The organism is Neoaquamicrobium sediminum, from assembly GCF_040970315.1.
GTDB classification, from domain to species: Bacteria; Pseudomonadota; Alphaproteobacteria; order Rhizobiales; family Rhizobiaceae; genus Aerobium; species Aerobium sediminum.
In genome coordinates, this window is the sequence record NZ_JAZHFV010000001.1 from 685,645 (window position 1) to 706,578 (window position 20,934).

A 20,934-nucleotide genomic window follows, 5' to 3' on the forward strand; every position below is an offset into this window, starting at 1 on the left:
GTGAGCGAGACCGACGCCATTCCCGAATTCAAGTCCAAGGGCGCCGGCGCCAGCGATGTTGGCATCACCAACATGTCCGCGCTCACCTCCGGCCCCGGCATCAAGTCGGTGCGCGAGGTCGTGGCGATCGTGCTGGTGGCGGTCATCGTCATCGGCGGCACGGAGGCTCTGCTGAACATCTTCGCCGTGCCGCAATATGTGCTGCCCAAGCCCAGCCAGATCGCGGTTGCACTGGTCACCGAGTTTCCACTGATCGCCCCGCATCTCGGCCATACGCTAATCGAGCTCTTTGGCGGCTTCGCGATCGGCGCATCGGTCGGCCTGATCCTGGCGGCCGTCATCACGCAGTTTCCTTTCGCCGAAAAGATCGTGACCCCCTACATCCTGCTTCTGGTCACAACCCCGATGCTGGCGCTGGTGCCGCTGCTGATCCTGCGCTTCGGCTTCGGCTACGAGCCCCGCATCATCGCGGTGGCGCTCGCCTCCGGCCCCATGGTTATGATCAACGCCGCGACCGGTTTCCGCCGTGTCGACCAGGCCAAGATCGCGCTGGCGCGCTCCTACGGGGCGTCCACGCTGCAGATCTTCTGGAAGGTGCGCGCCCCGATGGCGCTGCCGATGATTTTCGTCGGCCTGATGGTCGGTTCGATCTTCGGCCTGCTCACGGCCGTGGGCGCCGAAATGGTCGGCGGTGGCTTCGGCCTCGGCAACCGCCTCACGTCCTATTCGTCGATGATCCAGATGCCGCAGTTCTTTGCGGTGGTCCTGATCCTCTCCATTCTGGGCATTCTCATCTACGTCTTCTTCTTCCTGATGGGAAAGAAGTTCGCGAGCTGGGAAGCCTGATCGAAATCCGGTGCCGGGAGGATTGGCGCCGGGAACGGGAACAACGCAACGTTCCATCAACAGGGGAAAAGCAATGAACAAGCTCTCGATGTCAGGCAATCTCAGTCGCCGCACCTTCTTGCAGGTCTCAGCCGCCGGCGTCGTCACCGCCAGCCCGCTGGGCACGCTTGGGCGTGCTGTCGCGGAACCCTATTCGAAGTTCACCTGGATCTCGCCGCGCGGCACCCTTGAGGTGCTCGACGACTATCCGTACTGGATCGGCAAGAAGATGGGCTACTTCGACGATCTCGGCGTGGAGACGGACATGCAGCCCGGGCCTTCCGACGGTACGGCGACGGTGAAGTTCGTCGATGTCGGCCAGGCCGACATGGGCTTTCCGTCTCCGGGCGTCTTTTCCTTCGCGCTCGAAAACGGCATGAAGCTCAAATCCGCCTTCCATATGGGCGCCAAGGACACGTTCAGCCTGGCGTTCCGCAAGGGCGAGGGCACCAACGATCTAAAGACGCTCGAAGGCAAGACGATCCTTCTCGGGTCCGCCGCATGGCAGTCGATCGTCGATCCGATGCTCGCTGTGCAAGGCGTCGACGTCAGCAAGGTGAAGTATGTCGAGGCGGGCTGGCCCACCTGGGCCACCGCGCTCAAGGCGGGGCAGGGCGACGCCGCGCTGGGCTGGGAAGGCCTGCGTGCGGAGTGGATCGGAACCGGGCTCGATTTCGAATACTGGCTCGGCGTCCAGCATTCGCCGCTCTTTGCAAACACCTTCGTGGTGCGTGCCGCCGATCTGGAGGATCCAGACAGGAAAGCCTTCCTCGACAAGTATCTGCGTGCCTGGGCAATGGGTCTCGAGTTCGGCTACCAGAACCCCCGCGCTGCGGTCGAGGCCGTGTTCGAACAGTTCCCGACACTGGCGAGCAATATCGGGCCTGAACTCGGCGTGACCTCGATCCTCCAGCAGATCAACGTCTTCCGTGGCGACATGGACAAGCGCGCCGGCTGGGGCGATCACGACATGGCCGCCTGGCAGACCTTCTTCGACGAGATCCACAAGCTCGGCCAGATCAGCTCGCCGGTGAAGGCTGAGGACGTCTGCTCCAACGCCTGCATCGAAGCGGCCAACGATTTCGACCACGACAAGGTCAAGGCCGATGCCGATGCCTACGAGTTGACCGAGGCTTTCGCCGCGATCGACGTCGAGAAGGTCAAGGCCGGGCTCTACGCCCAGGCAGTGCCGGGCTGAGCACGGTCCCCGGAAAGCAGTTCGGCGGGCGGCATCTGCCGCCCGCGCCACACGACACGTAGATTTGGGAGGGCGGCATGGCCGACGCGGTTAAGGTACTAGTGGTTGGGCTTGGCAATATGGGTGCGTCGCACGCCAGCGCCTACCATCGTAATCCGGGCTTCGAGATCGTCGGCATCATGAGCCGTTCGATCAAGTCGAAGCCGATACCCGACGAGCTCAAGGGCTACCCACTCTTCGAGGATTACGACGAGGCCCTGAAGGCAACGAAGCCCGATGCGGTTTCGATCAACAGCTGGCCCAACACCCATGCCGAATACGCCATCAAGGCGATGAACGCCGGCGCGCATGTCTTCATGGAAAAGCCGCTGGCGACCAACATCGAAGATGCCGAGGCGGTGGTGAAGCTCGCGCGCGAGAAGAACCGCAAGCTGGTGCTGGGCTACATCCTGCGCGTTCACCCGAGCTGGATGAAGTTCATCGAACTCGGCAAGACGCTGGGAAAGCCGCTGGTCATGCGGCTCAACCTCAACCAACAGAGCAACGGCCCGGCCTGGGGTTGGCACAAGAACCTGATCGACAGCCTCATTCCGATCGTCGATTGCGGCGTGCATTATGTCGACGTGATGTGCCAGCTCACCGAGGCCAAACCCGTGCGCGTGCACGGCATCGGCGCCAAGCTGTGGGATGACGCCGCCAAGCAGAACTACGGCCATCTTCACGTGACGTTCGATGACGGTTCGGTCGGCTGGTACGAAGCCGGCTGGGGACCGATGATGAGCGAGGAAGCCTTCTTCGTGAAGGACGTCGTCGGTCCGCGCGGCGCGGTCTCGATCGTGCCCGGCCATTCCGAGGGCAAGGACCAGCTTGCGGACATCTCGGATTCGGCCGACATCGACCGCCATACCAAGACCGACGCGATCCGCTACCACCATGCAGAGGTCGGCCCCGACAAGAACTTCGTCAAGAAGGACGAGATGTTCAACATGGAGGACGAGCCCGGCCATCAGGACTTGTGCGACCGCGAGCAGGAATTCTTCCTCAAGGCGATCCGCGAGGACCTCGACCTGAGCGAGTCCATGGACGCCGCCGTCAACAGCCTGCGCATCGTGCTCGCGGCAGAGCAGTCCATCCACGAAAAGCGGGCCATCGAACTCGCGTGAGTTGATGACAAAGGTCAGAGCAGGCGCGATGCCGGCCCAAGCAACCGGAGAAACCCGATGAGTGAGCCGGCCGCCCAGGCCTTCGACCTTGTTCTTGCCGGCGGACGTGTGCTCGACGAGCGCAACGGCGTCGATGGCGTCATGGATGTCGCGGTCAAGGATGGCCGCATCGCCGCAGTCGGCGAAAACCTCGCCGCAGGCGCGCGCCGTGTCGAGGACGTGAGTGGTTCGATCGTGGCCCCCGGCCTGATCGACATCCACACCCACGTCTACCACAAGGCAACGTCGCTGAGCGTCGATCCCGGCTTCATCGCCCGCCGCTCGGCGGTGACCACGATGGTCGATGCCGGCAGCGCCGGCGCCGGCAACTATGACGGCTTCCGCGACTATGTGATGGCGCATTCGCCCTATCGGATATTCGCGTTCCTCAACATCTCCTTTCCCGGCATCTTCGGCTTCGACAAGGGGCTGTTCATCGGCGAGGCGACGCTGCGCGAGATGCTGCCGGTCGACCGGTGCGCCGCCAAGGTCGAGGCAAACCGAGACCGCATCGTCGGCGTCAAGGTGCGGATCGGCGGTCCCGTGACGGGCGAGCTTGGCCTTGGCGCACTGGAACTCGCGCTTGAGGCGGCCGACGCAGTCGGCCTGCCGTTGATGACCCATATCGGAACCGCGCCGCCGAGCTATGCCGATGTCGTCTCCATGCTGCGGCCCGGCGACATCCTCACCCACTGCTACCGGCCAGAGCCGAACTCCGCGCTTGGGCCGGACGGCAAGGTGATGCAGGCGCTGCTGGATGCGCGCGAGCGTGGCGTGCTCTTCGACATCGCGCATGGCATGGGCGCGTTCGGCTACGATACGGCCGAAGCCGCGTTGCGGGACGGTTTCCTGCCGGACCTCATTTCCTCGGACGTGCATGTGATCGCGGTCGAAGGCCCCGGCTACGATCTCCTGCACACGATGAGCAAGCTGCTCAATTGCGGCCTGACGCTGCCGCAGGTCATCGGCATGTCGACCAGCCGGCCCGCCCTTGCCATCCGGCATCCGGAGCTTGGGCATCTTGGGGTCGGCGCGCCTGCCGACATCACCGTCCTTCGCCAGGTCGACAGCGACTACGTCTTTGCCGATGTCGAGGGCAAGACCCGTCAGGGTTCGACGCTGCTGCATCCAATGGCCGTCTATCTGGGCGGGCGCGAGATGGAAGTCGCGCGCCGCCCCTTCGAGGAGCCGTTCCTCCTTGGAGGCCACGGCCGCTGTTCGTGCTGAGGCGGGCCGAACCGTTCAGCGCTGCGCCGCGATGATGAGCATCATCGGGCGTTCGAGTTCCTCGGCCAGGGCCGGCTGGACCGCGATCTGCTCGGGCGAGGGGGCAAATTCGGAAACCCTGCGGATCGAAAAGCCCGCTTCGATCAGCGTGTTCAGGGTCGTTGCCATGGTCCGGTGATGCTTCACCACGCCCTTGGCGAACCAGTCGGTCCGCCGTTCGCCCTCGATGGCGTAGCGGTTGACGGGCCATGTCTTTCGGCCATCCTCGTCCTCGATCCAGTGTGGATGCGTGGCGGCCATGAAGATCGGGTGCTCGATCGTGAATACGAACCACGACCCGGCAGTGAGCGCTCCATGCACCGTCCGCGACAGGCGCGCAAAATCCTCGACATAATGGAACGTCAGCGAGCTGAACGCGAAATCGCATGACGCTTCCGGCAGTTCCAGTGTCTCGAGGTCGGCGATGACATAGTCGATGGCAACATCGTTAGTATCGGCTCGGGCGCGGGCGATCATGTTGGTCGAAACGTCGTAGCCGCGCACGCTGGCGGCTCCGTTTTCCCGCATCCAGCGTGAAACCCAGCCGAAGCCGCAGCCGAGATCGATGGCGCGCTTGCCCGAAAGGTCCGGAATCATGCCCCGCACTACCGGCCATTCGGGCGCGCCAGAGAGCCCGTGAGTCTGCCGCGGAAGTTGCGAATAGCCGCCGAAGAAATCGGCGTTGTCATAGATGTTCTGTGCCATGGTTCTTTCCCGGATCGGCTCGAACCGGCTGCTTTGCACGCGCGGTCCTGCCCGGCAAGCGGGATGCGGCAGCTCATCCTCATTGATCGTCCACGTATGTGGATGAAAGGTCGCCGATGTGACGGATTTCAACAGGGCGTCCACGTTGCCACATAGGTCGCGGATCAACCGCACAGCAACATATGAGGCAAGGCAATGCGATATCCTGAGAAGAATGCAGTCATTATCGGCGGCAGCCATGGCATGGGGCTCGCCACCGCCCGGCTGCTGGCCGCGGAAGGCGCCAGCGTGCTGATCACCAGCCGCAATGAGCAGAACCTGCAGTCAGCGCTCGCCGAACTCGGCGGCAAGGCGCACGCCGCCCGTTCCGACATCGCCGACATGGGCGATATTGCCCGGCTGGGCGACACTGTGCGCGACAAGCTCGGCACGATCGACCTCCTGCATGTCAATGCCGGGCTCGCGGAACTGGAACCGTTCGAGCAGGTGACGGAGGCCTCTTACGACCGCCAGTTCACCATCAACACCAAAGGCGCGTTCTTCACGATCCAGCGACTGGCGCCGTTGATCCGCGAGGGCGGCGCGATCGTGGTGACGTCATCCGTCGCCGACGAAGGCGGAGAACCCGGCATGAGCGTCTACAGCGCTACCAAGGCCGCGTTGCGGTCCTTCGCCTCGGGCCTGGCGGCAGAGCTCCTCCCGCGTGGCATACGCGTCAACGTGGTCAGCCCCGGTTTCATCGACACGCCCACTGCGGGCGTCGCCGGCATGTCGGATGAGGAGCGCAGGGCCTTCCACGAGGTCGGCAACGCCGTCACGCCGATGAAGCGCAACGGTACTGCGGAAGAGGTGGCGCGCGCGGTCGTCTTTCTGGCTTTCGAGGCGACCTACACCACCGGGGCGAAGCTCGCGGTCGATGGCGGTCTCGGCCAGAAGATCAGCGCGCCGCAATAAGCGGCATCCGACGCTTCGGCGGAGTTATTTGCGTTCTTTCAGCTCTCTGCCCGCGTCTGAGAAAGCGCTGAAATCCGACACTTCTGCAAAGCCGGCATAGGAGTCTATCCAGCTTCGATGCCGGAACATCCGCTCGAAGGGATCGAACAGGTCGACGGTAGGCCCCTGATTCTGAGCCCTCGACGTATCCTTGGGTTTGCTTCTGGGCTTCGCGGTCATCTCGTCCTCGTTCGTGAGGTTGCCCGCCACGCCGTTACCATTGTCACGACCGCCCTAAGCGTTCGTTAACCGACTTGTTAACCCGGCGCATCGGAGAGCATTGGCGAAGTGCGGAGAGAAGCTGGTCGACACGGGTGGCGCTGGCAAGCGTCACCCGCCGTCTGCCATTGTTCAGGGCACCTGCCGGATGCTGCCGCTGCCTCTGACCTCGGAGCGCCGCATGACGGGGCCGCCCGACAGTTCGACATCGCCGCTTCCGGATACGAACACGTCAGCATCGACCTGCGCTGTCAGGCTGGCGTCGCCGCTGCCTTGAATGTTTACCCGCACGGATTTGGCGGTCAGCTTTCTCAACGCAGCGTCGCCCGAACCGGAGATGTTCACATCAACGGCATCGGCTGTGCCGTTTGCCGAGACACTCCCGCTGCCACGGATTTCCAACTGCACCGACTTGGCGGTGAGGCCCCTCAGCTCCGTGTCGCCTGAGCCGGAAATGTTTACTTTGACGTCATCCAAGGTGCCGTCGACGTAGACGCTACCGCTGCCTTTGGGACGCAGAAAGGCTATGATCGCTTCTAACTCGCGCCGCCCCTCCCTCGACGCGCCGGATACTTTCTCTGCACGAACGACCTCGCAACCTTCGCCGCGAAGTCGGGCAAGCTGTGTTTCCAGATCTTGGTCAGTCGTGCTGACGCGGGCGTACCCTATTTTGGCCATGTGTCACCTCAGGCTTAAAAGCCGAGGCTACCGCGTCACAAATAGCCGACGTCAACCGCGATGTTACGGCACGATCTGTCACCCGGCAGGTGTCACACGAGGGCATACCCCGAAGTGCGGGCTCGCTGTCGCTCACCAAAGGCAGGAATGGGGCCGATTGCGGCCTGTCCGGTTCTGGGGATCGATCAGCGGTAAGCTGCCGTTCTGCGTCCGATACCATAGTGGACATTCGGCAAGCATTGCCCACAAGAGAAACCTGCCAACCGCGCAGCTATGGACGTTCGAGGCGTGGGATCAGAAGCCATGACGGCGCAGTTCCTTTTCGATACGCGCACGGGATGCCATTTCGCGCGTCGGGAAAGCGGCGAAGTAGTCCGCCGATCTGGCATCTGGCTTAAGCCGCCGGATCGCCCGTCGCCACCGGGCTGCCTGCTCATGACGCTCGGCCATCCCGTTCGCTACAAGCGCGATCATGGCAATCAGGTAATGCGCCCCGGGCGTGGTTGCCGCTCGGTCGCCCCAGCCGGCCGCGGCCTCATGATCCCCTTGCTGGATGAGCATCTGCGCCCGCACTCCGTGAATGCCGTAGAGCAGCGGGTCGAGGGGGCTTAAATTCAACGAGGTATCCAGCGCGGCGAACGCGGCAGGCGCGTTTCCTGTCAGCATTGCCGTGAACGCCGAGGCGTAGAAGCCTTGCGCATAATTCGGGTTCAGCGATGTAGCCCGCGCCAGCCAGTCGGCGGCGATATCGGGCTCATCGGAGAGCCAGAACGTGCGCCCCATCGTGAAGTTCGCAAACGGGTCGAGAGGGTCGAGTTCCAAACCACGCTCTGCATGACGCCGCGCGTTCTGCGCAGCCATAGCCGGATCGGGTGTCAGGCGCAGGAACGCCTCGAGAAAGCTGGTAAAGGACAGCCCCGCATGGGCGCGCGCCAGTCTAGGGTCCGCTGCGATCGCGCGCTCGAAACAAAGCTTCGCCAGGGCGTTGTCGGCTGCCGTGAAACGATAGAGGTGCCCGAGGCCAATGTGATAGTTCGCCCAGGCGTCGAGCCCGGTCGGATCGCTGAGCCGCGCGATGCGCGCCTCGTTGAAGGGTATGTGCGCCTCGAGCGCTGATACCAGATGCGTAACGATCCGCGACCTCAACTCTTCGACCTCATTGACGGGTGCGACGAGTCTGTCGGCCCAGATGATCTCGCGCGAGCTGGAATCGCTCAGTTCGAGGGTCACCGCGATGGTTCGTCCGGGGCTTTCGATTACCCCGGACAGAACGTATCGCGCGGAAAGCGCCGTTGACACCAGATCAATGTCTGCGGCGACCCGTCGGACGCGGAAAGTCGACCCCCGCGCGATCACCGCAAGCCAACGCATCCGCGACAGTGCCTCAATGATCTCGTGCGGGATAGCGTCGCCAAGGATGGCGAGTTCCGGCACCATGCCAAGTTGCTCGAAGGGCAGCACAGCGATCGAGGGACGCCCTCCGTTGTGATTTGGCGGCGAAGGAATGAAGCCCTCCGACGCCGCATGCCCTGGGGACTCGTTCGTCACCTCGGGGATGAATTGGAAACCTCTTCCATGAACCGTGCGGATCACGGCCTGCCGAGCACCATCGTCGCCGACCGCCTGGCGGGCCGAGCGTATGCGACTGGAGATACTGGCATCCGAGACAGCCTCGCCCTGCCAGACCGAGGCAACGATCTCGCCCTTCGTGACCATATGATCGCGGTTGCGGACAAGATGGATGAGCAGGGACAGAACCTGCGGCTCCAGCCTCACCCGCTCGTCGCGGCAGCTAAGCTGGAATCGCTCTGGGTCAAGTCGATAGTCACCGAAAGACCAAGTCATGGGGAAGCATACAGCACAATTGGCTGCTTCTACAGGATTTCTTCAGAACTCCATCAAGCATACCCGAAGCGGATGACGCAGTGTCAATGAGCGAAACCTGCCTCGCGAGTCAGAAGCAAGCAGAGAAGGAGCGTAACAATGCAAGACAACGCGATAGAAACCCGGCGATTTGAAACACCGGACGAGCGCCTCGACATGAAGGAGCGCGGTGGCATTTCCATCGTAAAGATGGCCGACGGCAGCGCGGGCATGCACGCGATCTTCGAACCCGGCTGGTCGTGGGAGGTTGACGAGAAGCCACTTCTTGGGTCGCCCGACTCCTGCCCTATGCGACACAAGGGCTACTGCATTTCGGGCAAGCTGGTCGTCCGCATGATCGACACTGGCATCGAGACCCACATCGGCACCGGCGACTTCTTCGAAATCCCGCCAGGGCATGACGCCTATGTCGAAGGTGTCGACCGAGTCGAACTGATCCTCTTCGAGCCAGCAGGACACCGGCACTGACCGCCCGCGCCGATCGCGCGGGTTCGCCTTGGGTGATGATCACAAAACGGAGAAAATCGATGGACGCGACAACAATGCGCACAACACAGGGGCGCGGCAGGCTTTTCGCCAGCGTGCTGGAAACCGTGGGCGACACCCCCGCAATCCGGATCAACAAACTCGCCCCTTCCGGTGTCGAACTCTACGTGAAGGCGGAAGCCTTCAATCCGGCTGGGTCGGTCAAGGACCGGCTGGCGCTCAACATCATAGAAGAGGCCGAATGCGACGGAAGTCTGCGTCCCGGTCAGACGGTAGTCGAGGCAACGTCGGGCAATACCGGCATCGGTCTTGCCATGGTCTGCGCGGCCAAGGGTTACCCGCTGGTGGTGACCATGGCCGACAGCTTCTCGATCGAGCGCCGCAAGCTGATGCGCATGCTCGGCGCCAAGGTCGTTCTCACGCCGCGCGCCCAGAAGGGTTTCGGCATGTACAAAAAGGCCGTCGAACTGGCCGAGGCGAATGGCTGGTTCCTAGCGCGGCAGTTCGAGACCAAGGCAAATGCCGCCATTCATGAAGCAACGACCGCGCGCGAGATCATCAACGACTTCGCCGGATCGAGGCTCGACTGGTTTGTGACCGGCTATGGCACCGGCGGCACCGTGGCAGGTGTTGGCCGAGTGCTGCGCCGGGAGCGCCCAGAGACGCGGATCGTGCTTGCCGAGCCCGCAAACGCACAGCTTATCGGCAGCGGTCATCTGCAGGAGCGTGCACCAAATGGCGCCCCAGCATCAAGCCACTCCGCGTTCGAACCCCATCCGATTCAGGGCTGGACGCCGGATTTTATCCCGCAGGTCCTGCAGGAAGCCATCGACACCCGTCTCTACGACGAAGTGACCCCTGTTGCGGGTGCCGAAGGAATCAAATGGGCCAAAGCCCTCGCGCAGGCGGAGGGAATCCTTACGGGAATATCTGGTGGCGCCAGCTTTGCAGTGGCCAACCATATTGCGGGACGCGCCCCGGCCGGCTCTGTCATCCTGTGCATTCTCCCCGACACAGGCGAGCGGTACATGACGACACCGCTCTTCGACGGCATCGAGGCCGACATGGACGAGCAAGAACGCGCCTACTCGCTGTCGACGCCCGGGTTCCAGCTCGCACTCGCGTGAAACCGCCGCCAGGGAGAGACAAGATGGATGCTTTGCGCAGACCCGCGATCTCGGACGCGGAGGAAACGCTCGACCCGACCGACTGGAGCGATGTGCGAGCGCTCGCGCATCGCGTGGTCGACGATTCGATCGACTATCTCCGCGACATTCGGAAGCGTCCGGTGTGGCAAGAAATGCCGGCGGAGGTGGAGTCTGTCTTCGAGGAACTTTTGCCGCATGCACCGACACCCCTCAATGAGGTCTACCAGCAGATCAGCGACAACTTGATGCCCTATCCGATGGGCAACATCCATCCGCGCTTCTGGTCTTGGTACATGGGGTCGAGCAACGTCACCGGCGCCTTGGCGGACTTCCTGGCGGCCATCCAGGGATCGAACCTCGGCGGCGGCAACCATGCCGCAGCATTGATGGACAGCCAGGTCGTGAATTGGTGCAAGGAGATGATGGGGTTTTCCCCCTCGGCCAGCGGAACGCTGGTCAGCGGCGGCTCGATGGCCAACCTGATCGCCCTCACCGTCGCGCGCAACGTCAAGGCGGGCGTGGATATCCGCGAGGATGGCGTCGATGCGGTCGAGAAGCCGCTGCGCTTCTACGCCTCCGACCAGGTGCATAGTTGCCACCGCAAGGCGTTGGAAGCGCTCGGGCTGGGCAACAAGGCGCTGCGTCGCATTCCCACGGACGCGAAGTTGCGAATCGACATCGCTTCGCTTCGAGCCTCTATTTCGGAAGATCGCGCAGCGGGGTTTCAACCGGCTTGCCTGATCGCAACGGCCGGCACGGTCAACAGCGGCGCCATCGATGATCTGGAAGCGCTCGCGAACTTGGCGTCGGACGAGGGTCTCTGGTTCCACGTCGATGGCTGCATCGGCGCGCTGCTGGCGATCGCCCCCGCGAACGCCTATCGCGTCTCCGGCATTGCGCGCGCCGATTCCGTGGCCCTCGACCCACACAAATGGCTGCATGCCCCATTTGAGGTTGGCTGCGTCCTGTTCCGTGACGCTTCCGCGCATCGCGGCGCTTTCGCTGTCTCGCAGGAATATCTCGAATCGACGCCGCGCGGCCTCGCATCAGCCGAATGGCTGTATGAATATGGGCTTCAGACGACGCGCGGCTTCCGGGCGCTGAAGGTCTGGATGGCACTGTGGGAACATGGCGTCGCGAAGTTCGGCCGCCTGATCGACCAAAACATTGCACAGGCCCGCTATCTCACCGGGTTGATCGAGCAGAAGCCCATTCTCGAACTGGTTGCCCCGACAAGCATCAACATAGTCTGCTTCCGCTATAGCCCCGATGGCATTGAGGATGCCGCGCGCAAGGCGCTCAACATCGAGATCATGCTGCGGCTGCAGGAAGAGGGTATCGCCGCCCTTTCCGACACAACCATCCATGGCGAGCATTGCCTGCGGGTGGCGATCAACAATCACCGAACCCGGCGCGAGGATCTCGACATTCTCGTCCAAGAAGCCTTGCGCCTCGGTGCACTGCTGACGCCATAACGGCAGAATAAGCTGGGGAGGCGAGCATGCACGGCATAGATTACGTCGAAGTGGGCAGCAGCCCGACGGTGCTCTTTGTTCCTGGTTCCTACAGAACACATGCAGCTTGGCGCCCGATCCAAAAGGTGCGGGTCCGACGCTACCGGATGGTAGGGATCAGCCACTGCGGCTACGGAACAACTTTGGCAACCCGAACGCGCGACGATTTCGACATGCGGCACGAGACGAGGATCGTCGAGTAGGTGACCCGTCGCGCCGGCGGGCATGTCCATCTTGTCGGACATTCCTTTGGCGGCACAGTTGCGCTGGCGGCGGGTCTCGGTAGAGCAATCGACGTCGCGAGTGTGTCGCTCTTCGAGGCCAATCCGCTCTCAGTGCTGCGAGCGCACCCAAACTATGCGCTCCATCAGGAGGCATACGCCCTCAGCCGTCAATTCGAAGCCGAGGTTGACGACGACCCCTTTGCAGCGGGTCTCTTCATCGACTTCTGGGGCGGAGACGGCACGTTTGCGCAATGCCGGAGCCTTTCCGGAACTACTGCCGCGAAACGGCATCTGCGGACGTCCTGGACTGGCGTACCGATTTCGGCTTCGACGCCGCGAGCAACGACTACGCCGTTCTGAAGGTTCCGGTGCTCCTTGTCAGAGCCGCATTGGCCAACCCGGCAATGGTCGCTATGATGGAAGCGCTGAAACAAGCACTGCCGGACCCGCGCTCCCCAATCGTTCCAGGAGCCGGCCACTTCCTCATCACAAGCCATGCCATCGAATGCGCGGCGCTGCTAACGGATTTTCTGACTGAGGCATCTGAGGATACCGCCAGACCGGGCTAACGAAGACACCTGATCCGGGTGAAGTTCGGCGGCCCTTTCGGGGCCGTCTGATGCCTGTCCGGTTCTGGTTGGAAAACTGAGAAAGATGACTTCGGCCAACGACCCCAACCCGGTCGTTTGGCTTGGTTTGCCCGCGACTCGAAACGCGTCCTTCGAAAGGATTTCGGATTTCGGATTTCGGCATGAACGGGGCGTCTTCTGCTCGTCCGGTTACGGTCAGGCATATATAGAGCCGCCGTCCGCTCCTCTCGTCGGTGTCAGTCGCTGGAGCAGGTCAGTCAGTTGCTGGCAAGTCCGCCAGTTGTAGGAGTTTGGGCTGCTGCCGGTTTCGTGGACACCGAGACAAGGTGTTTTGGACGAAGCCGAAGTTTGTGAATGCAGAGAAGGAAATTCAGCTGCGAGTTCAAGCTTGACGCGGTGAGACTGGTCAAGGAACGAGGCGTGTGGGTCGCCCAGGCTGCGCGCGTATGCTGCGCAAATGGGTCAGGGAATTAGGCGCTGACCCGCAACATGCGTTTGCCGGTCACGGGCAGATGAGACCTGAGCAGTTGGAGATCGACCGATTGCACAAGGAGGTCGCAAAGCTCCAGGCGGAGCGCGACATCTTAAAAAAGGTCGCAACCCACTTTGCAAAGGACGCGATATGAGATTCGCCTTCATTGCAAAGCACCGTTCGATCTGGCCGGTGGCATGGCTCTGCGAAGCGCTGGATGTGTCGCGGTCGGGCTTTCATGCCTGGCTCACCCGGACTCCCAGCGCACGATCGATCGAAGCTTCGAGAGCAGCGTCCGCACCTATGGCGCACGTCGGGTCTGGCACGATGTCCTCGCCGATGGGTTCTCCTGCGGCCTGCACCGCATCGAGCGGCTAATGCGGGAGAACGCCCTGCGGGCGCGACCACGCCGGCGTGTGCTACCGAAGAACACGGGCGAACGGGCAGCGGTATCGCAAAACCTTCGCGTGCTCGTCGACGACGGTCGTCACCCAGGTGTTGCCAAGCCAGAGCGTCATCCCGCGATTAGCCATCATTTCTGCGGCTCCACGAAGAGCCTCTGTGCGGGCAACTGTGTCGTTCTCAAGTTCGAGACCTTCGGTATCGACGATAGCGTGGCCATCCATGACGTGAAAAAAGTATCGGGGCATACCTGCTACTCGCCATGGCGGGAGCGCGATATGTCTCTCTGTCTCAGCATGCCAGTAACATCGCTCACGATTTGACAATTGGTGCTTCTTTGGCACGGAAAGCAACAAACTATCGGCGGCCCAACGAGGCCACTGTCGTGCTCGCGTTGCAGGACGTTTCCCAACGAGGTGGATGATTAGGCGGAACCGACGGCTGCGCGAAGCAAGTCCATGTCCGCTGTCGTAAGGCGAAGCTCGTAGCGGTACAGTGCCCCCACCCCATGCACTCCGTCGGCGCAGAAAGTCAAAACCGTTTCTCCGTTAAAGGACGTCACGTCCTCATCGATCAGCGGGCGATCCAGAATACTCTTTCTGGTTCCAATCCGCTTAGCAGGGCCGATATCGACCAGCATGCCTATTCTCCCATTCCCCCTTGCGTAAATCCCCTAGATTAACTGAAGGCAGCACTGTGGCGAACTGGTGTCCAAACTCCCTGCGACCACACAACCATTGCAGAAGTGCAATATTTCAGCCGCAATCGATGAACCACTCGCCTTCACCGCGATGATCGAAACTCAGCGCGGCGTCCGCTTACTGATCTGATGGCCGTTGCATTCCATGGTTTCAGTTCCGACCCGTCGCGGATATCTGAAACTCGGCGTGCCGATGCGCCTTGTTTCACCCGACTATCACTCAATAGGTGATGCTGGTGAAAACCATGTAAAGGATCGTGCCGGCCATGCCCCCGAACATCAGTATCAGAAGCCAGAGCGACGGTTCCGTCGTTATTCGATCAAGATATTTCATCGGATGCTGCCTTTTCTGGTAGGACGCGTGCACCTCAGATCAGCCGGTTGTCCTCGGCCGCCTGGCGGGCGCGGCGGCGGGTGCCGTCGGTGTCGGATTTCCGATGCCTCTCCTTTGCGGCCTCGCGGATCTGTTCGAAACGGTTCTCTTTGCTTTCGTCAGGCGCAGGTTGAGGCTCGGCTTTCTTTACAAAGGTGATCATCAGTCGCACTCCTTGTTCAGTTGATTGGAAATGTGCGCCGGGACGGATGCCCCGGCGGAAGCCGTTTCAATTCCGGCGAGTTTCAGGCAGTCAGTGCAACCGCACAGGCTTCGGCGCCGCGCCTGTCGGGACTGGTCTGCCCAGGCATCGTCGCCCAGCCGCCAGCCTCAACGAATTGTCGCTGGGCTGAGCTGCTGGTTATCGCCTTCAGTTCGACCAGGCGTGCCGCCGAGTTTGGTGCGGCATTGAAGCGCTCGACGCAGATGTCGCCTGCCAGTTCGCCGCGCGCCGCGTTTTCCGCTGTCGAGACAAGATCGCGCGATGTACCGCCGGTGACCCAGCCGCCCCACGAAAATCCGACGATCATGGTGGCGACAGCCGCCGCGGCACACGCCCAGATGAGCGTCGATTTTGTTGGCCGATAGTCGTCCCAGCGCTGGGCGACCGATTTGTTAATATTGCTCTGCGTAGCCATGGAAATGTTCCTTCCTGATTGCTGTTGAGGATCGACCCTCCGGCCACGGTGACCGAACGGCTGCGGCATTGCTCAGTATCCCATCCCGCCCATGCCCCCGCCGTTGCCGGCTGGGGTCGCATTATTCGGTGGGCTGTCAGCTATCATCGCCTCGGCTGTGATCAGCAGGGCGGCGATCGACCCGGCATCCTGTAAGGCGGTGCGCACGACCTTGGCGGGGTCGACGATACCGGCCTTGATCATGTCCACATAGGATTCGGTCTGCGCGTCGAAGCCCTGGTTGCGGTCTTTGCTGTCTGCCAGCTTGCCAATGACGATCGAGCCCTCGAAGCCTGCGTTTTCGGCAATCTGCCGGATCGGGGCCTCGAGCGCCCTAAGCACGATCGAGATGCCTGCGGTGACGTCGGCATTACCACCGGCCAGCGTGGCCAGCACATTCCTGGCGCGCAGTAGGGCCACGCCTCCACCGGGAACGATGCCTTCCTCGACCGCAGCGCGCGTCGCGTTAAGTGCATCGTCGATGCGGTCCTTCTTTTCCTTGACCTCGGTCTCGGTTGCGCCGCCGACACGGATCACCGCGACACCACCGGCGAGTTTGGCGAGCCGCTCCTGGAGCTTCTCTTTGTCATAGTCCGAGGTCGTTTCCTCGATCTGCGCCTTGATCTGGGAAATACGGGCGGCGATGCTGGCCTTATCGCCAGCGCCGTCGATCACCGTGGTCGTGTCCTTCTCGATGACCACGCGTTTGGCGCGGCCGAGCATGTCGAGCGTGACGTTCTCGAGCTTGATGCCGAGATCCTCGGAGATCATCTGGCCGGCCGTCAGCACGGCGATGTCTTCTAGCATGGCCTTGCGGCGATCGCCGAAGCCCGGAGCTTTCACGGCCGCGACCTTCAGGCCGCCACGCAACTTGTTGACGACCAGCGCGGCGAGCGCCTCGCCCTCGACATCCTCGGAGATGATCAGCAGCGGCTTGCCGCTTTGCACAACCGCTTCGAGGATCGGCAGCATGGCCTGAAGGTTGCCGAGCTTCTTCTCGTGGATGAGGATGTAGCAATCCTCGAGCTCGACGCGCATCTTCTCGGGATTGGTCACGAAATAGGGCGAGAGATAGCCGCGGTCGAACTGCATGCCTTCAACGACATCCAGTTCGGTTTCCGCTGACTTCGCTTCCTCGACGGTGATGACGCCTTCAGTACCAACCTTGTCCATGGCTCGGGCGATCATCTCGCCGATCGTGGCATCTCCATTGGCTGCAATCGTGCCGACTTGCGCTATTTCGCCTGACGATTTTACCTTGCTGGACCGCGCCTGGATTTCCTTGACGACGGCGGCAATGCCTTGGTCGATGCCGCGCTTCAGATCCATCGGGTTCATGCCTGCGGCGACCAGTTTGGCCCCTTCGCGCAAGATGGAAGCGGCTAGAACTGTCGCCGTGGTGGTGCCGTCGCCTGCAAGGTCATTGGTCTTCGAGGCCCCTTCGCGCACCATTTGCGCGCCCATGTTCTCGAACTTGTCGGAAAGCTCGATTTCCTTGGCGACGGTCACACCGTCCTTGGTGATGCGTGGCGCGCCGTAGGCCCTGTCGATGACGACGTTGCGCCCTTTCGGACCGAGCGTCACCTTGACGGCGTTGTTGAGCAATTCGACGCCGTGCAGCATACGGTCGCGCGCGTCGGTGGAGAATTTGATTTCCTTGGCAGACATGATGTTCGTCCAGTTCGATGTTGAGATCGGGGATCGATCAGGCCACTTTTCTGGTGGCCCCCTCCGTTTTCTCGAAGATTCCCATGATGTCGGCCTCCTTCATGATCAGAAGGTCTTCGCCATCAATCCTGATCTCGGTGCCGGACCATTTGCCGAACAGGATCGCGTCGCCTGTTTTTACGTCGAGCGGCATCAGCTTTCCGCTTTCGTCACGCAAGCCGGGGCCGACGGCTATCACTTCGCCTTCCTGGGGTTTTTCCTTCGCCGTGTCGGGAATCATGATCCCGCCCTTGGACATCAAATCGCCTTCCGCGCGTCGAACGACGACACGATCGTGGAGTGGCCGGAATTTCATCGGATTCTTTCTGAGGTCGGCGCTTAGGGCGACCACATCATCAATGTAGCGCCTTTGGCACCCGAATGATAGGAGTGCCAGAATTATTATTGAGTGGCTGATAGTATCAAACTCAGTAATTTAAGGCAGAAATCTCGTATCTTTCTGACCAATTCGGCTCTTTTTCTCAGTGAGAACTTTCTCCGAATCTAAGGAATCAGGGCGACTAGGGTCGGCCTGTAAATAAATCGCGCGGGCGCCCTTGTTTGGAGCAAGATTGAAGCGTATCTATAAGGCACGTTGATTTGGCCGATTTGGCTTCGCGGTGTCAGAGACTTGGACCCGCCAATCACCACCCAGCTTCTCGACACCATGTGCATGTCGCCAATCGGGCGCGCATGCCGCTCGTTCGAACACTGGAATGAACCCGGCGCTGACCACGGATGTACTGGCAGCATCGGGGTTGTTTCGGTTCGGACGGGAATAATGCAGGCGGCGCATCCGCGTAATCCTGCGGAGACATCTGACCATGACCACCCGTACTACGCAGACCGTCGTCCGGTTCTCCTCGCCCTTTCAATTGCCCGGCTTCGACGCCCCGCAGCCTGCAGGCGATTATCGCGTCGACCAGGACGAGGAACTGATCGAGGTCCTGTCCCGTCTTGCCTGGCGACGTGTCGGCGCCTTTGTCCACCTGCCGGCCATCGGCATGAACGGTCAGACGCAGCAGATGGTGCCGATTGACCCCGCCGATCTCGACTCAGTACTCGAAAAGGACCAACAACAGCCATGACCTCTACGAGCCTTATCCGACATGCCGCCCGGGCGACGCGGCGGGAGACCCCAACGCATCTCTTTGCGGTCGGGCAGAGCGTCCGCCTGAAGGGCGGTTTTGGAAGGTCGGCCTTGCCTGCGGACATCTACCACGTGACCGCCACGCTGCCGCCTACGGGCGGTTCACCCCAATATCGCATCCGCAATGACGACGAACGTCATGAGCGGGTGACGACACAGGACAGTCTCGAGCCGGCAGGCATGTCGCGGCCCGGTGACGGCGCAACTCTCATCGAAAGGACGTTTGGCCATGGCCAAGGGACAGAAACGAAGCAATCGCGAGATCAGAAAGCCGAAGCAGGAAAAGGCTCCGCCCAAGCCTGAAAGCACCTTCGGCAACCAGATCAAGCTCGCCACGGACGCCAACGCCTCACGCGGCAAAGGCAAGAGCTGACGGCAATGACGCTTCTGCGGAACTACGAAGGATGGCGATGCGGATCGTAATCGAATTCTACCGCACGCGGGGCACCGACGACGCGCATGCCGTCGTCGGTCGCGAGATGATGGAGGCCGCGGATCTCGACGACGCAATGGAAGTCGCACGGCAGCTTTCGTTGACCCTCGACATGCCGCAACGGCCGGATGCCCTAACGATCACCGACGCGGCCGGCGCGGTGCTCTATACCGGCGCTCTCGACGCCGAGGAGACGAACGAAGGAACTTCGCGATGATGAACCCACAGGATGATAATACCGAACGTCTGCGCAATCTTCTCGCAATCGGCGTCTGGGAGAATGAAGGTGGCGCTGGCCGTCATGCCCCGAACGAACAGTATGGCCGTCGCATCGAAACGGATCGCTCCTGGACCGTCTACCATGTGTTCAGTGGTGTTCCTGCGAGGTCAGGGGGTCAGAACATGACCAATCTCGATCGGGTCGACGCCACCGAAGGCATGCTGTCCCTCAACCGGGGCAACCAGGGACGTCGCATGGCTCAGGGGGGCCTCCTGCCACGCACACCGATCGAACGATCTCCAATCGAGGATTGCGAGCCATGACGCTGGAGTTTCCCAACAGAAGCCGCAGCTTCGATGAAGCTCGCGACGCCGTTCGGTTCATCGGCCATGACGGCATGTTCGAAGTACCGTTCTTTGTCGAGACTGCCGCCCTTCATCGAGCTGTCACGACCTCACAGACCGAGACGGATTTCCTCACCGCTTTCGACGCAGCGCGCAGTTCCATCCACGATATCGCACGCAAGGCCTATTCGCGCGGGCGCCGGCCGTCCTACACTCTGACCGTCGCGGATTTCCGCTAGGCGGCTCGCGATGCTGATCCGCTACGGCTACGAGATCACGCTGACCTGCCAGCAGCCGACGGCGTTGGTTTGCCTGCTTTCGGTCCACGAGGATCGCGCCGCTGATATCAGGGTTCCCGAAACGATATTCACCACTCCCGACGTTGCGGTGTCGACCTACCGCGATCTCTTCGGCAACCGCTGCGAACGTCTGGTCGCGCCGGATGGCGACCTGACCATGTGGGGCGATGCCACGATCGAGGACGACGGCAGGCCGGACCGGATTCTGCTGGGTGCCCGGGAGATGCCGGTGCCGGAATTGCCGGACGATTGCCTCGTCTACCTCATGGGCAGCCGCTACTGCGAAACCGACCGTCTCAGCCAGACTGCCTGGGACCTCTTTGGTGCGATCCCTCCGGGTTGGGGTCGCGTGCAAGCGATCTGCGACTTCGTGCACAACCAAATCCGCTTCGACTACATGCAGGCCCGTTCGACGCGGACGGCTTTCGAGACATTCAACGAGCGCGTTGGCGTTTGTCGGGATTTCGCGCATCTTGCGATCACGTTCTGCCGATGCCTCAACATCCCCGCTCGCTATATCAACGGCCATCTCGGCGACATCGGCGTGCCGGTCGTCGATCCGATGGATTTCAGCGCCTGGATGGAGGTCTTCCTCGATGGCGACTGGCATACCTTCGATCCGCGCAACAATACGCCGAGGATTGGCAGGATTGTTGTCGCACGCGGCCGCGACGCGGCCGACATCCCGCTCATCAATTCCTTCGGACCGCATGGCCTGAAAGCCTTCAGGGTTTGGACGTACGAGGTACCGGCTCCGAGTTCGACATGTCCGCTTTAAGGAGCACTGGCATCTGACCCGAACGACCGAAATGGGGGCGCATTGCAGACATTTGTCGATGTTCAGTCCGAGAAAGGCAAGGAATAGTGCCGCTACGGGTGGTGCCGCGCTAAAGCAACGATGTAGTCCACTAGGATCCAGGAAAAATGTGGGGTGAATTGAGGGTTTGTACCCCAAGGGATTTGAGAAAAGCCAATAAAAGCAACTGCATGGCAAGCTGAAATGGCGGAGAGAGAGGGATTCGAACCCTCGATACGGTTTCCCGTATACACGCGTTCCAGGCGTGCGCCTTCAACCACTCGGCCACCTCTCCGCAGCACGTCCCCGCTAATGCGGGGCGGTCGATGGCGCTCATCTAGTCGATCCTTTGCCGAATGCCAAGCCGTG

The 20,934-nt window shown here is 61.7% G+C and carries 26 protein-coding genes, 1 tRNA gene and 1 pseudogene; 17 read left to right on the forward strand and 11 right to left on the reverse strand.

What is annotated here, in order from left to right:
* From V1479_RS03420 to V1479_RS03435, 4 genes are all read left to right on the forward strand, one after another.
* A complete protein-coding gene (locus tag V1479_RS03420) occupies window positions 1-846 on the forward strand; it encodes an ABC transporter permease (protein WP_368801678.1) in 846 nt (281 codons plus the stop codon).
* Window positions 847-919: 73 nt separating this feature from the next.
* A complete protein-coding gene (locus V1479_RS03425) occupies window positions 920-2,083 on the forward strand; it encodes an ABC transporter substrate-binding protein (protein ID WP_368801679.1) in 1,164 nt (387 codons plus the stop codon).
* A 77-nt stretch (window positions 2,084-2,160) separates the two neighbouring features.
* Window positions 2,161-3,246 carry a Gfo/Idh/MocA family protein gene (locus V1479_RS03430; RefSeq protein WP_368801680.1) on the forward strand — a complete coding sequence of 362 codons (1,086 nt, stop codon included), beginning with the start codon at window positions 2,161-2,163 and terminating at the stop codon, window positions 3,244-3,246.
* 57 nt (window positions 3,247-3,303) lie between these two features.
* A complete protein-coding gene (locus V1479_RS03435; RefSeq protein WP_368801681.1) occupies window positions 3,304-4,512 on the forward strand; it encodes an amidohydrolase/deacetylase family metallohydrolase in 1,209 nt (402 codons plus the stop codon).
* 15 nt (window positions 4,513-4,527) lie between these two features.
* Here V1479_RS03435 and V1479_RS03440 read toward each other — a convergent pair whose 3' ends face one another.
* Complete coding sequence (locus V1479_RS03440) at window positions 4,528-5,256, reverse strand: class I SAM-dependent methyltransferase (protein ID WP_368801682.1); 729 nt, start codon at window positions 5,254-5,256, stop codon at window positions 4,528-4,530.
* Window positions 5,257-5,451: 195 nt separating this feature from the next.
* Here V1479_RS03440 and V1479_RS03445 point away from each other — a divergent pair, with 195 nt between their 5' ends.
* Window positions 5,452-6,210, forward strand: a complete 759-nt coding sequence (locus V1479_RS03445; protein WP_368801683.1) for an SDR family oxidoreductase — start codon at window positions 5,452-5,454, stop codon at window positions 6,208-6,210.
* Window positions 6,211-6,234: 24 nt separating this feature from the next.
* On the opposite strand, the gene V1479_RS03450 is transcribed toward V1479_RS03445, so the two are convergent.
* The 3 genes from V1479_RS03450 to V1479_RS03460 form a co-directional block, all read right to left on the reverse strand.
* On the reverse strand, window positions 6,235-6,459 hold the full coding sequence (locus V1479_RS03450; protein ID WP_173188109.1) for a hypothetical protein: 225 nt from the start codon (window positions 6,457-6,459) through the stop codon (window positions 6,235-6,237).
* 141 nt (window positions 6,460-6,600) lie between these two features.
* Entirely contained in the window at window positions 6,601-7,146 is a 546-nt protein-coding gene (locus V1479_RS03455; RefSeq protein ID WP_368801684.1) for a GIN domain-containing protein, read from the reverse strand.
* A 294-nt stretch (window positions 7,147-7,440) separates the two neighbouring features.
* Complete coding sequence (locus tag V1479_RS03460; RefSeq protein WP_206680490.1) at window positions 7,441-8,991, reverse strand: winged helix-turn-helix domain-containing protein; 1,551 nt, start codon at window positions 8,989-8,991, stop codon at window positions 7,441-7,443.
* 138 nt (window positions 8,992-9,129) lie between these two features.
* Between V1479_RS03460 and V1479_RS03465 the strand changes: the two genes are divergently transcribed.
* The 6 genes and pseudogenes from V1479_RS03465 to V1479_RS03490 all read left to right on the forward strand — a co-directional run.
* Window positions 9,130-9,498 (forward strand): cupin domain-containing protein, encoded by a 369-nt coding sequence (locus tag V1479_RS03465; RefSeq protein ID WP_173188103.1) that lies wholly within the window; start codon window positions 9,130-9,132, stop codon window positions 9,496-9,498.
* Window positions 9,499-9,557: 59 nt separating this feature from the next.
* Window positions 9,558-10,643 (forward strand): PLP-dependent cysteine synthase family protein, encoded by a 1,086-nt coding sequence (locus tag V1479_RS03470; protein WP_173188101.1) that lies wholly within the window; start codon window positions 9,558-9,560, stop codon window positions 10,641-10,643.
* A 23-nt stretch (window positions 10,644-10,666) separates the two neighbouring features.
* The gene (locus V1479_RS03475; RefSeq protein WP_368801685.1) at window positions 10,667-12,139 is read left to right on the forward strand and encodes a pyridoxal phosphate-dependent decarboxylase family protein; all 1,473 of its coding nucleotides are present in this window, start codon (window positions 10,667-10,669) and stop codon (window positions 12,137-12,139) included.
* Between the two features lie 242 nt (window positions 12,140-12,381).
* Complete coding sequence (locus V1479_RS03480) at window positions 12,382-12,762, forward strand: alpha/beta fold hydrolase (RefSeq protein WP_368801686.1); 381 nt, start codon at window positions 12,382-12,384, stop codon at window positions 12,760-12,762.
* Complete coding sequence (locus V1479_RS03485) at window positions 12,654-12,971, forward strand: alpha/beta fold hydrolase (RefSeq protein WP_368802005.1); 318 nt, start codon at window positions 12,654-12,656, stop codon at window positions 12,969-12,971. The genes V1479_RS03480 and V1479_RS03485 overlap by 109 nt, the downstream gene beginning before the upstream one ends.
* Window positions 12,972-13,346: 375 nt before the next feature.
* Window positions 13,347-13,928: pseudogene (locus V1479_RS03490) on the forward strand (IS3 family transposase); the annotation flags it as partial.
* Here the strand turns inward: V1479_RS03490 and V1479_RS26165 are convergent.
* From V1479_RS26165 to V1479_RS03515, 6 genes are all read right to left on the reverse strand, one after another.
* Window positions 13,884-14,114, reverse strand: a complete 231-nt coding sequence (locus V1479_RS26165) for a DUF6894 family protein (RefSeq protein WP_438620499.1) — start codon at window positions 14,112-14,114, stop codon at window positions 13,884-13,886. The pseudogene V1479_RS03490 and the gene V1479_RS26165 overlap by 45 nt on opposite strands.
* A 176-nt stretch (window positions 14,115-14,290) precedes the next feature.
* Window positions 14,291-14,506, reverse strand: a complete 216-nt coding sequence (locus V1479_RS03495; protein ID WP_173188095.1) for a hypothetical protein — start codon at window positions 14,504-14,506, stop codon at window positions 14,291-14,293.
* 428 nt (window positions 14,507-14,934) lie between these two features.
* Window positions 14,935-15,111 (reverse strand): hypothetical protein, encoded by a 177-nt coding sequence (locus V1479_RS03500; RefSeq protein ID WP_173186367.1) that lies wholly within the window; start codon window positions 15,109-15,111, stop codon window positions 14,935-14,937.
* 73 nt (window positions 15,112-15,184) lie between these two features.
* Window positions 15,185-15,577 carry a hypothetical protein gene (locus V1479_RS03505; protein ID WP_368801687.1) on the reverse strand — a complete coding sequence of 131 codons (393 nt, stop codon included), beginning with the start codon at window positions 15,575-15,577 and terminating at the stop codon, window positions 15,185-15,187.
* A 72-nt stretch (window positions 15,578-15,649) separates the two neighbouring features.
* The gene (gene groL, locus V1479_RS03510; protein WP_368801688.1) at window positions 15,650-17,284 is read right to left on the reverse strand and encodes a chaperonin GroEL; all 1,635 of its coding nucleotides are present in this window, start codon (window positions 17,282-17,284) and stop codon (window positions 15,650-15,652) included.
* 37 nt (window positions 17,285-17,321) lie between these two features.
* Window positions 17,322-17,639 (reverse strand): co-chaperone GroES, encoded by a 318-nt coding sequence (locus tag V1479_RS03515; protein ID WP_368801689.1) that lies wholly within the window; start codon window positions 17,637-17,639, stop codon window positions 17,322-17,324.
* Between the two features lie 508 nt (window positions 17,640-18,147).
* Between V1479_RS03515 and V1479_RS03520 the strand changes: the two genes are divergently transcribed.
* From V1479_RS03520 to V1479_RS03545, 6 genes are all read left to right on the forward strand, one after another.
* Entirely contained in the window at window positions 18,148-18,411 is a 264-nt protein-coding gene (locus V1479_RS03520) for a hypothetical protein (RefSeq protein WP_368801690.1), read from the forward strand.
* Complete coding sequence (locus tag V1479_RS03525) at window positions 18,408-18,776, forward strand: hypothetical protein (protein ID WP_312860506.1); 369 nt, start codon at window positions 18,408-18,410, stop codon at window positions 18,774-18,776. The genes V1479_RS03520 and V1479_RS03525 overlap by 4 nt, the downstream gene beginning before the upstream one ends.
* Window positions 18,777-18,883: 107 nt before the next feature.
* Window positions 18,884-19,123, forward strand: a complete 240-nt coding sequence (locus V1479_RS03530; RefSeq protein WP_368801691.1) for a hypothetical protein — start codon at window positions 18,884-18,886, stop codon at window positions 19,121-19,123.
* Window positions 19,120-19,449, forward strand: coding sequence for a hypothetical protein (locus V1479_RS03535; protein WP_438620478.1), 330 nt, complete (start codon window positions 19,120-19,122; stop codon window positions 19,447-19,449). The genes V1479_RS03530 and V1479_RS03535 overlap by 4 nt, the downstream gene beginning before the upstream one ends.
* Window positions 19,446-19,709 (forward strand): DUF1488 family protein, encoded by a 264-nt coding sequence (locus V1479_RS03540; RefSeq protein WP_173188083.1) that lies wholly within the window; start codon window positions 19,446-19,448, stop codon window positions 19,707-19,709. The genes V1479_RS03535 and V1479_RS03540 overlap by 4 nt, the downstream gene beginning before the upstream one ends.
* A 10-nt stretch (window positions 19,710-19,719) precedes the next feature.
* Window positions 19,720-20,547: a transglutaminase-like domain-containing protein gene (locus V1479_RS03545; RefSeq protein ID WP_368801692.1), complete on the forward strand. Its 828-nt coding sequence runs from the start codon at window positions 19,720-19,722 to the stop codon at window positions 20,545-20,547.
* 223 nt (window positions 20,548-20,770) lie between these two features.
* On the opposite strand, the gene V1479_RS03550 is transcribed toward V1479_RS03545, so the two are convergent.
* Window positions 20,771-20,860 (reverse strand) — tRNA-Ser (locus V1479_RS03550).
* Window positions 20,861-20,934: the final 74 nt, after the last annotated feature.

Bases quoted from the DNA above. Each gene is read 5' to 3' on its own strand.
- V1479_RS03475 (WP_368801685.1), top strand. From the start codon at position 10,667: ATGGATGCTTTGCGCAGACCCGCGATCTCGGACGCGGAGGAAACGCTC.
- V1479_RS03540 (WP_173188083.1), top strand. From the start codon at position 19,446: ATGACGCTGGAGTTTCCCAACAGAAGCCGCAGCTTCGATGAAGCTCGC.
- V1479_RS03435 (WP_368801681.1), top strand. From the start codon at position 3,304: ATGAGTGAGCCGGCCGCCCAGGCCTTCGACCTTGTTCTTGCCGGCGGA.
- V1479_RS03505 (WP_368801687.1), bottom strand. From the start codon at position 15,577: ATGGCTACGCAGAGCAATATTAACAAATCGGTCGCCCAGCGCTGGGAC.
- V1479_RS03470 (WP_173188101.1), top strand. From the start codon at position 9,558: ATGGACGCGACAACAATGCGCACAACACAGGGGCGCGGCAGGCTTTTC.
- V1479_RS03535 (WP_438620478.1), top strand. From the start codon at position 19,120: ATGATGAACCCACAGGATGATAATACCGAACGTCTGCGCAATCTTCTC.
- V1479_RS03455 (WP_368801684.1), bottom strand. From the start codon at position 7,146: ATGGCCAAAATAGGGTACGCCCGCGTCAGCACGACTGACCAAGATCTG.
- V1479_RS03530 (WP_368801691.1), top strand. From the start codon at position 18,884: ATGCGGATCGTAATCGAATTCTACCGCACGCGGGGCACCGACGACGCG.
- V1479_RS26165 (WP_438620499.1), bottom strand. From the start codon at position 14,114: ATGCCCCGATACTTTTTTCACGTCATGGATGGCCACGCTATCGTCGAT.
- V1479_RS03460 (WP_206680490.1), bottom strand. From the start codon at position 8,991: ATGACTTGGTCTTTCGGTGACTATCGACTTGACCCAGAGCGATTCCAG.
- V1479_RS03430 (WP_368801680.1), top strand. From the start codon at position 2,161: ATGGCCGACGCGGTTAAGGTACTAGTGGTTGGGCTTGGCAATATGGGT.
- V1479_RS03520 (WP_368801690.1), top strand. From the start codon at position 18,148: ATGACCACCCGTACTACGCAGACCGTCGTCCGGTTCTCCTCGCCCTTT.
- V1479_RS03525 (WP_312860506.1), top strand. From the start codon at position 18,408: ATGACCTCTACGAGCCTTATCCGACATGCCGCCCGGGCGACGCGGCGG.
- V1479_RS03465 (WP_173188103.1), top strand. From the start codon at position 9,130: ATGCAAGACAACGCGATAGAAACCCGGCGATTTGAAACACCGGACGAG.
- V1479_RS03495 (WP_173188095.1), bottom strand. From the start codon at position 14,506: ATGCTGGTCGATATCGGCCCTGCTAAGCGGATTGGAACCAGAAAGAGT.
- V1479_RS03515 (WP_368801689.1), bottom strand. From the start codon at position 17,639: ATGAAATTCCGGCCACTCCACGATCGTGTCGTCGTTCGACGCGCGGAA.
- V1479_RS03440 (WP_368801682.1), bottom strand. From the start codon at position 5,256: ATGGCACAGAACATCTATGACAACGCCGATTTCTTCGGCGGCTATTCG.
- V1479_RS03445 (WP_368801683.1), top strand. From the start codon at position 5,452: ATGCGATATCCTGAGAAGAATGCAGTCATTATCGGCGGCAGCCATGGC.
- V1479_RS03485 (WP_368802005.1), top strand. From the start codon at position 12,654: ATGCCGGAGCCTTTCCGGAACTACTGCCGCGAAACGGCATCTGCGGAC.
- V1479_RS03425 (WP_368801679.1), top strand. From the start codon at position 920: ATGAACAAGCTCTCGATGTCAGGCAATCTCAGTCGCCGCACCTTCTTG.
- groL (WP_368801688.1), bottom strand. From the start codon at position 17,284: ATGTCTGCCAAGGAAATCAAATTCTCCACCGACGCGCGCGACCGTATG.
- V1479_RS03545 (WP_368801692.1), top strand. From the start codon at position 19,720: ATGCTGATCCGCTACGGCTACGAGATCACGCTGACCTGCCAGCAGCCG.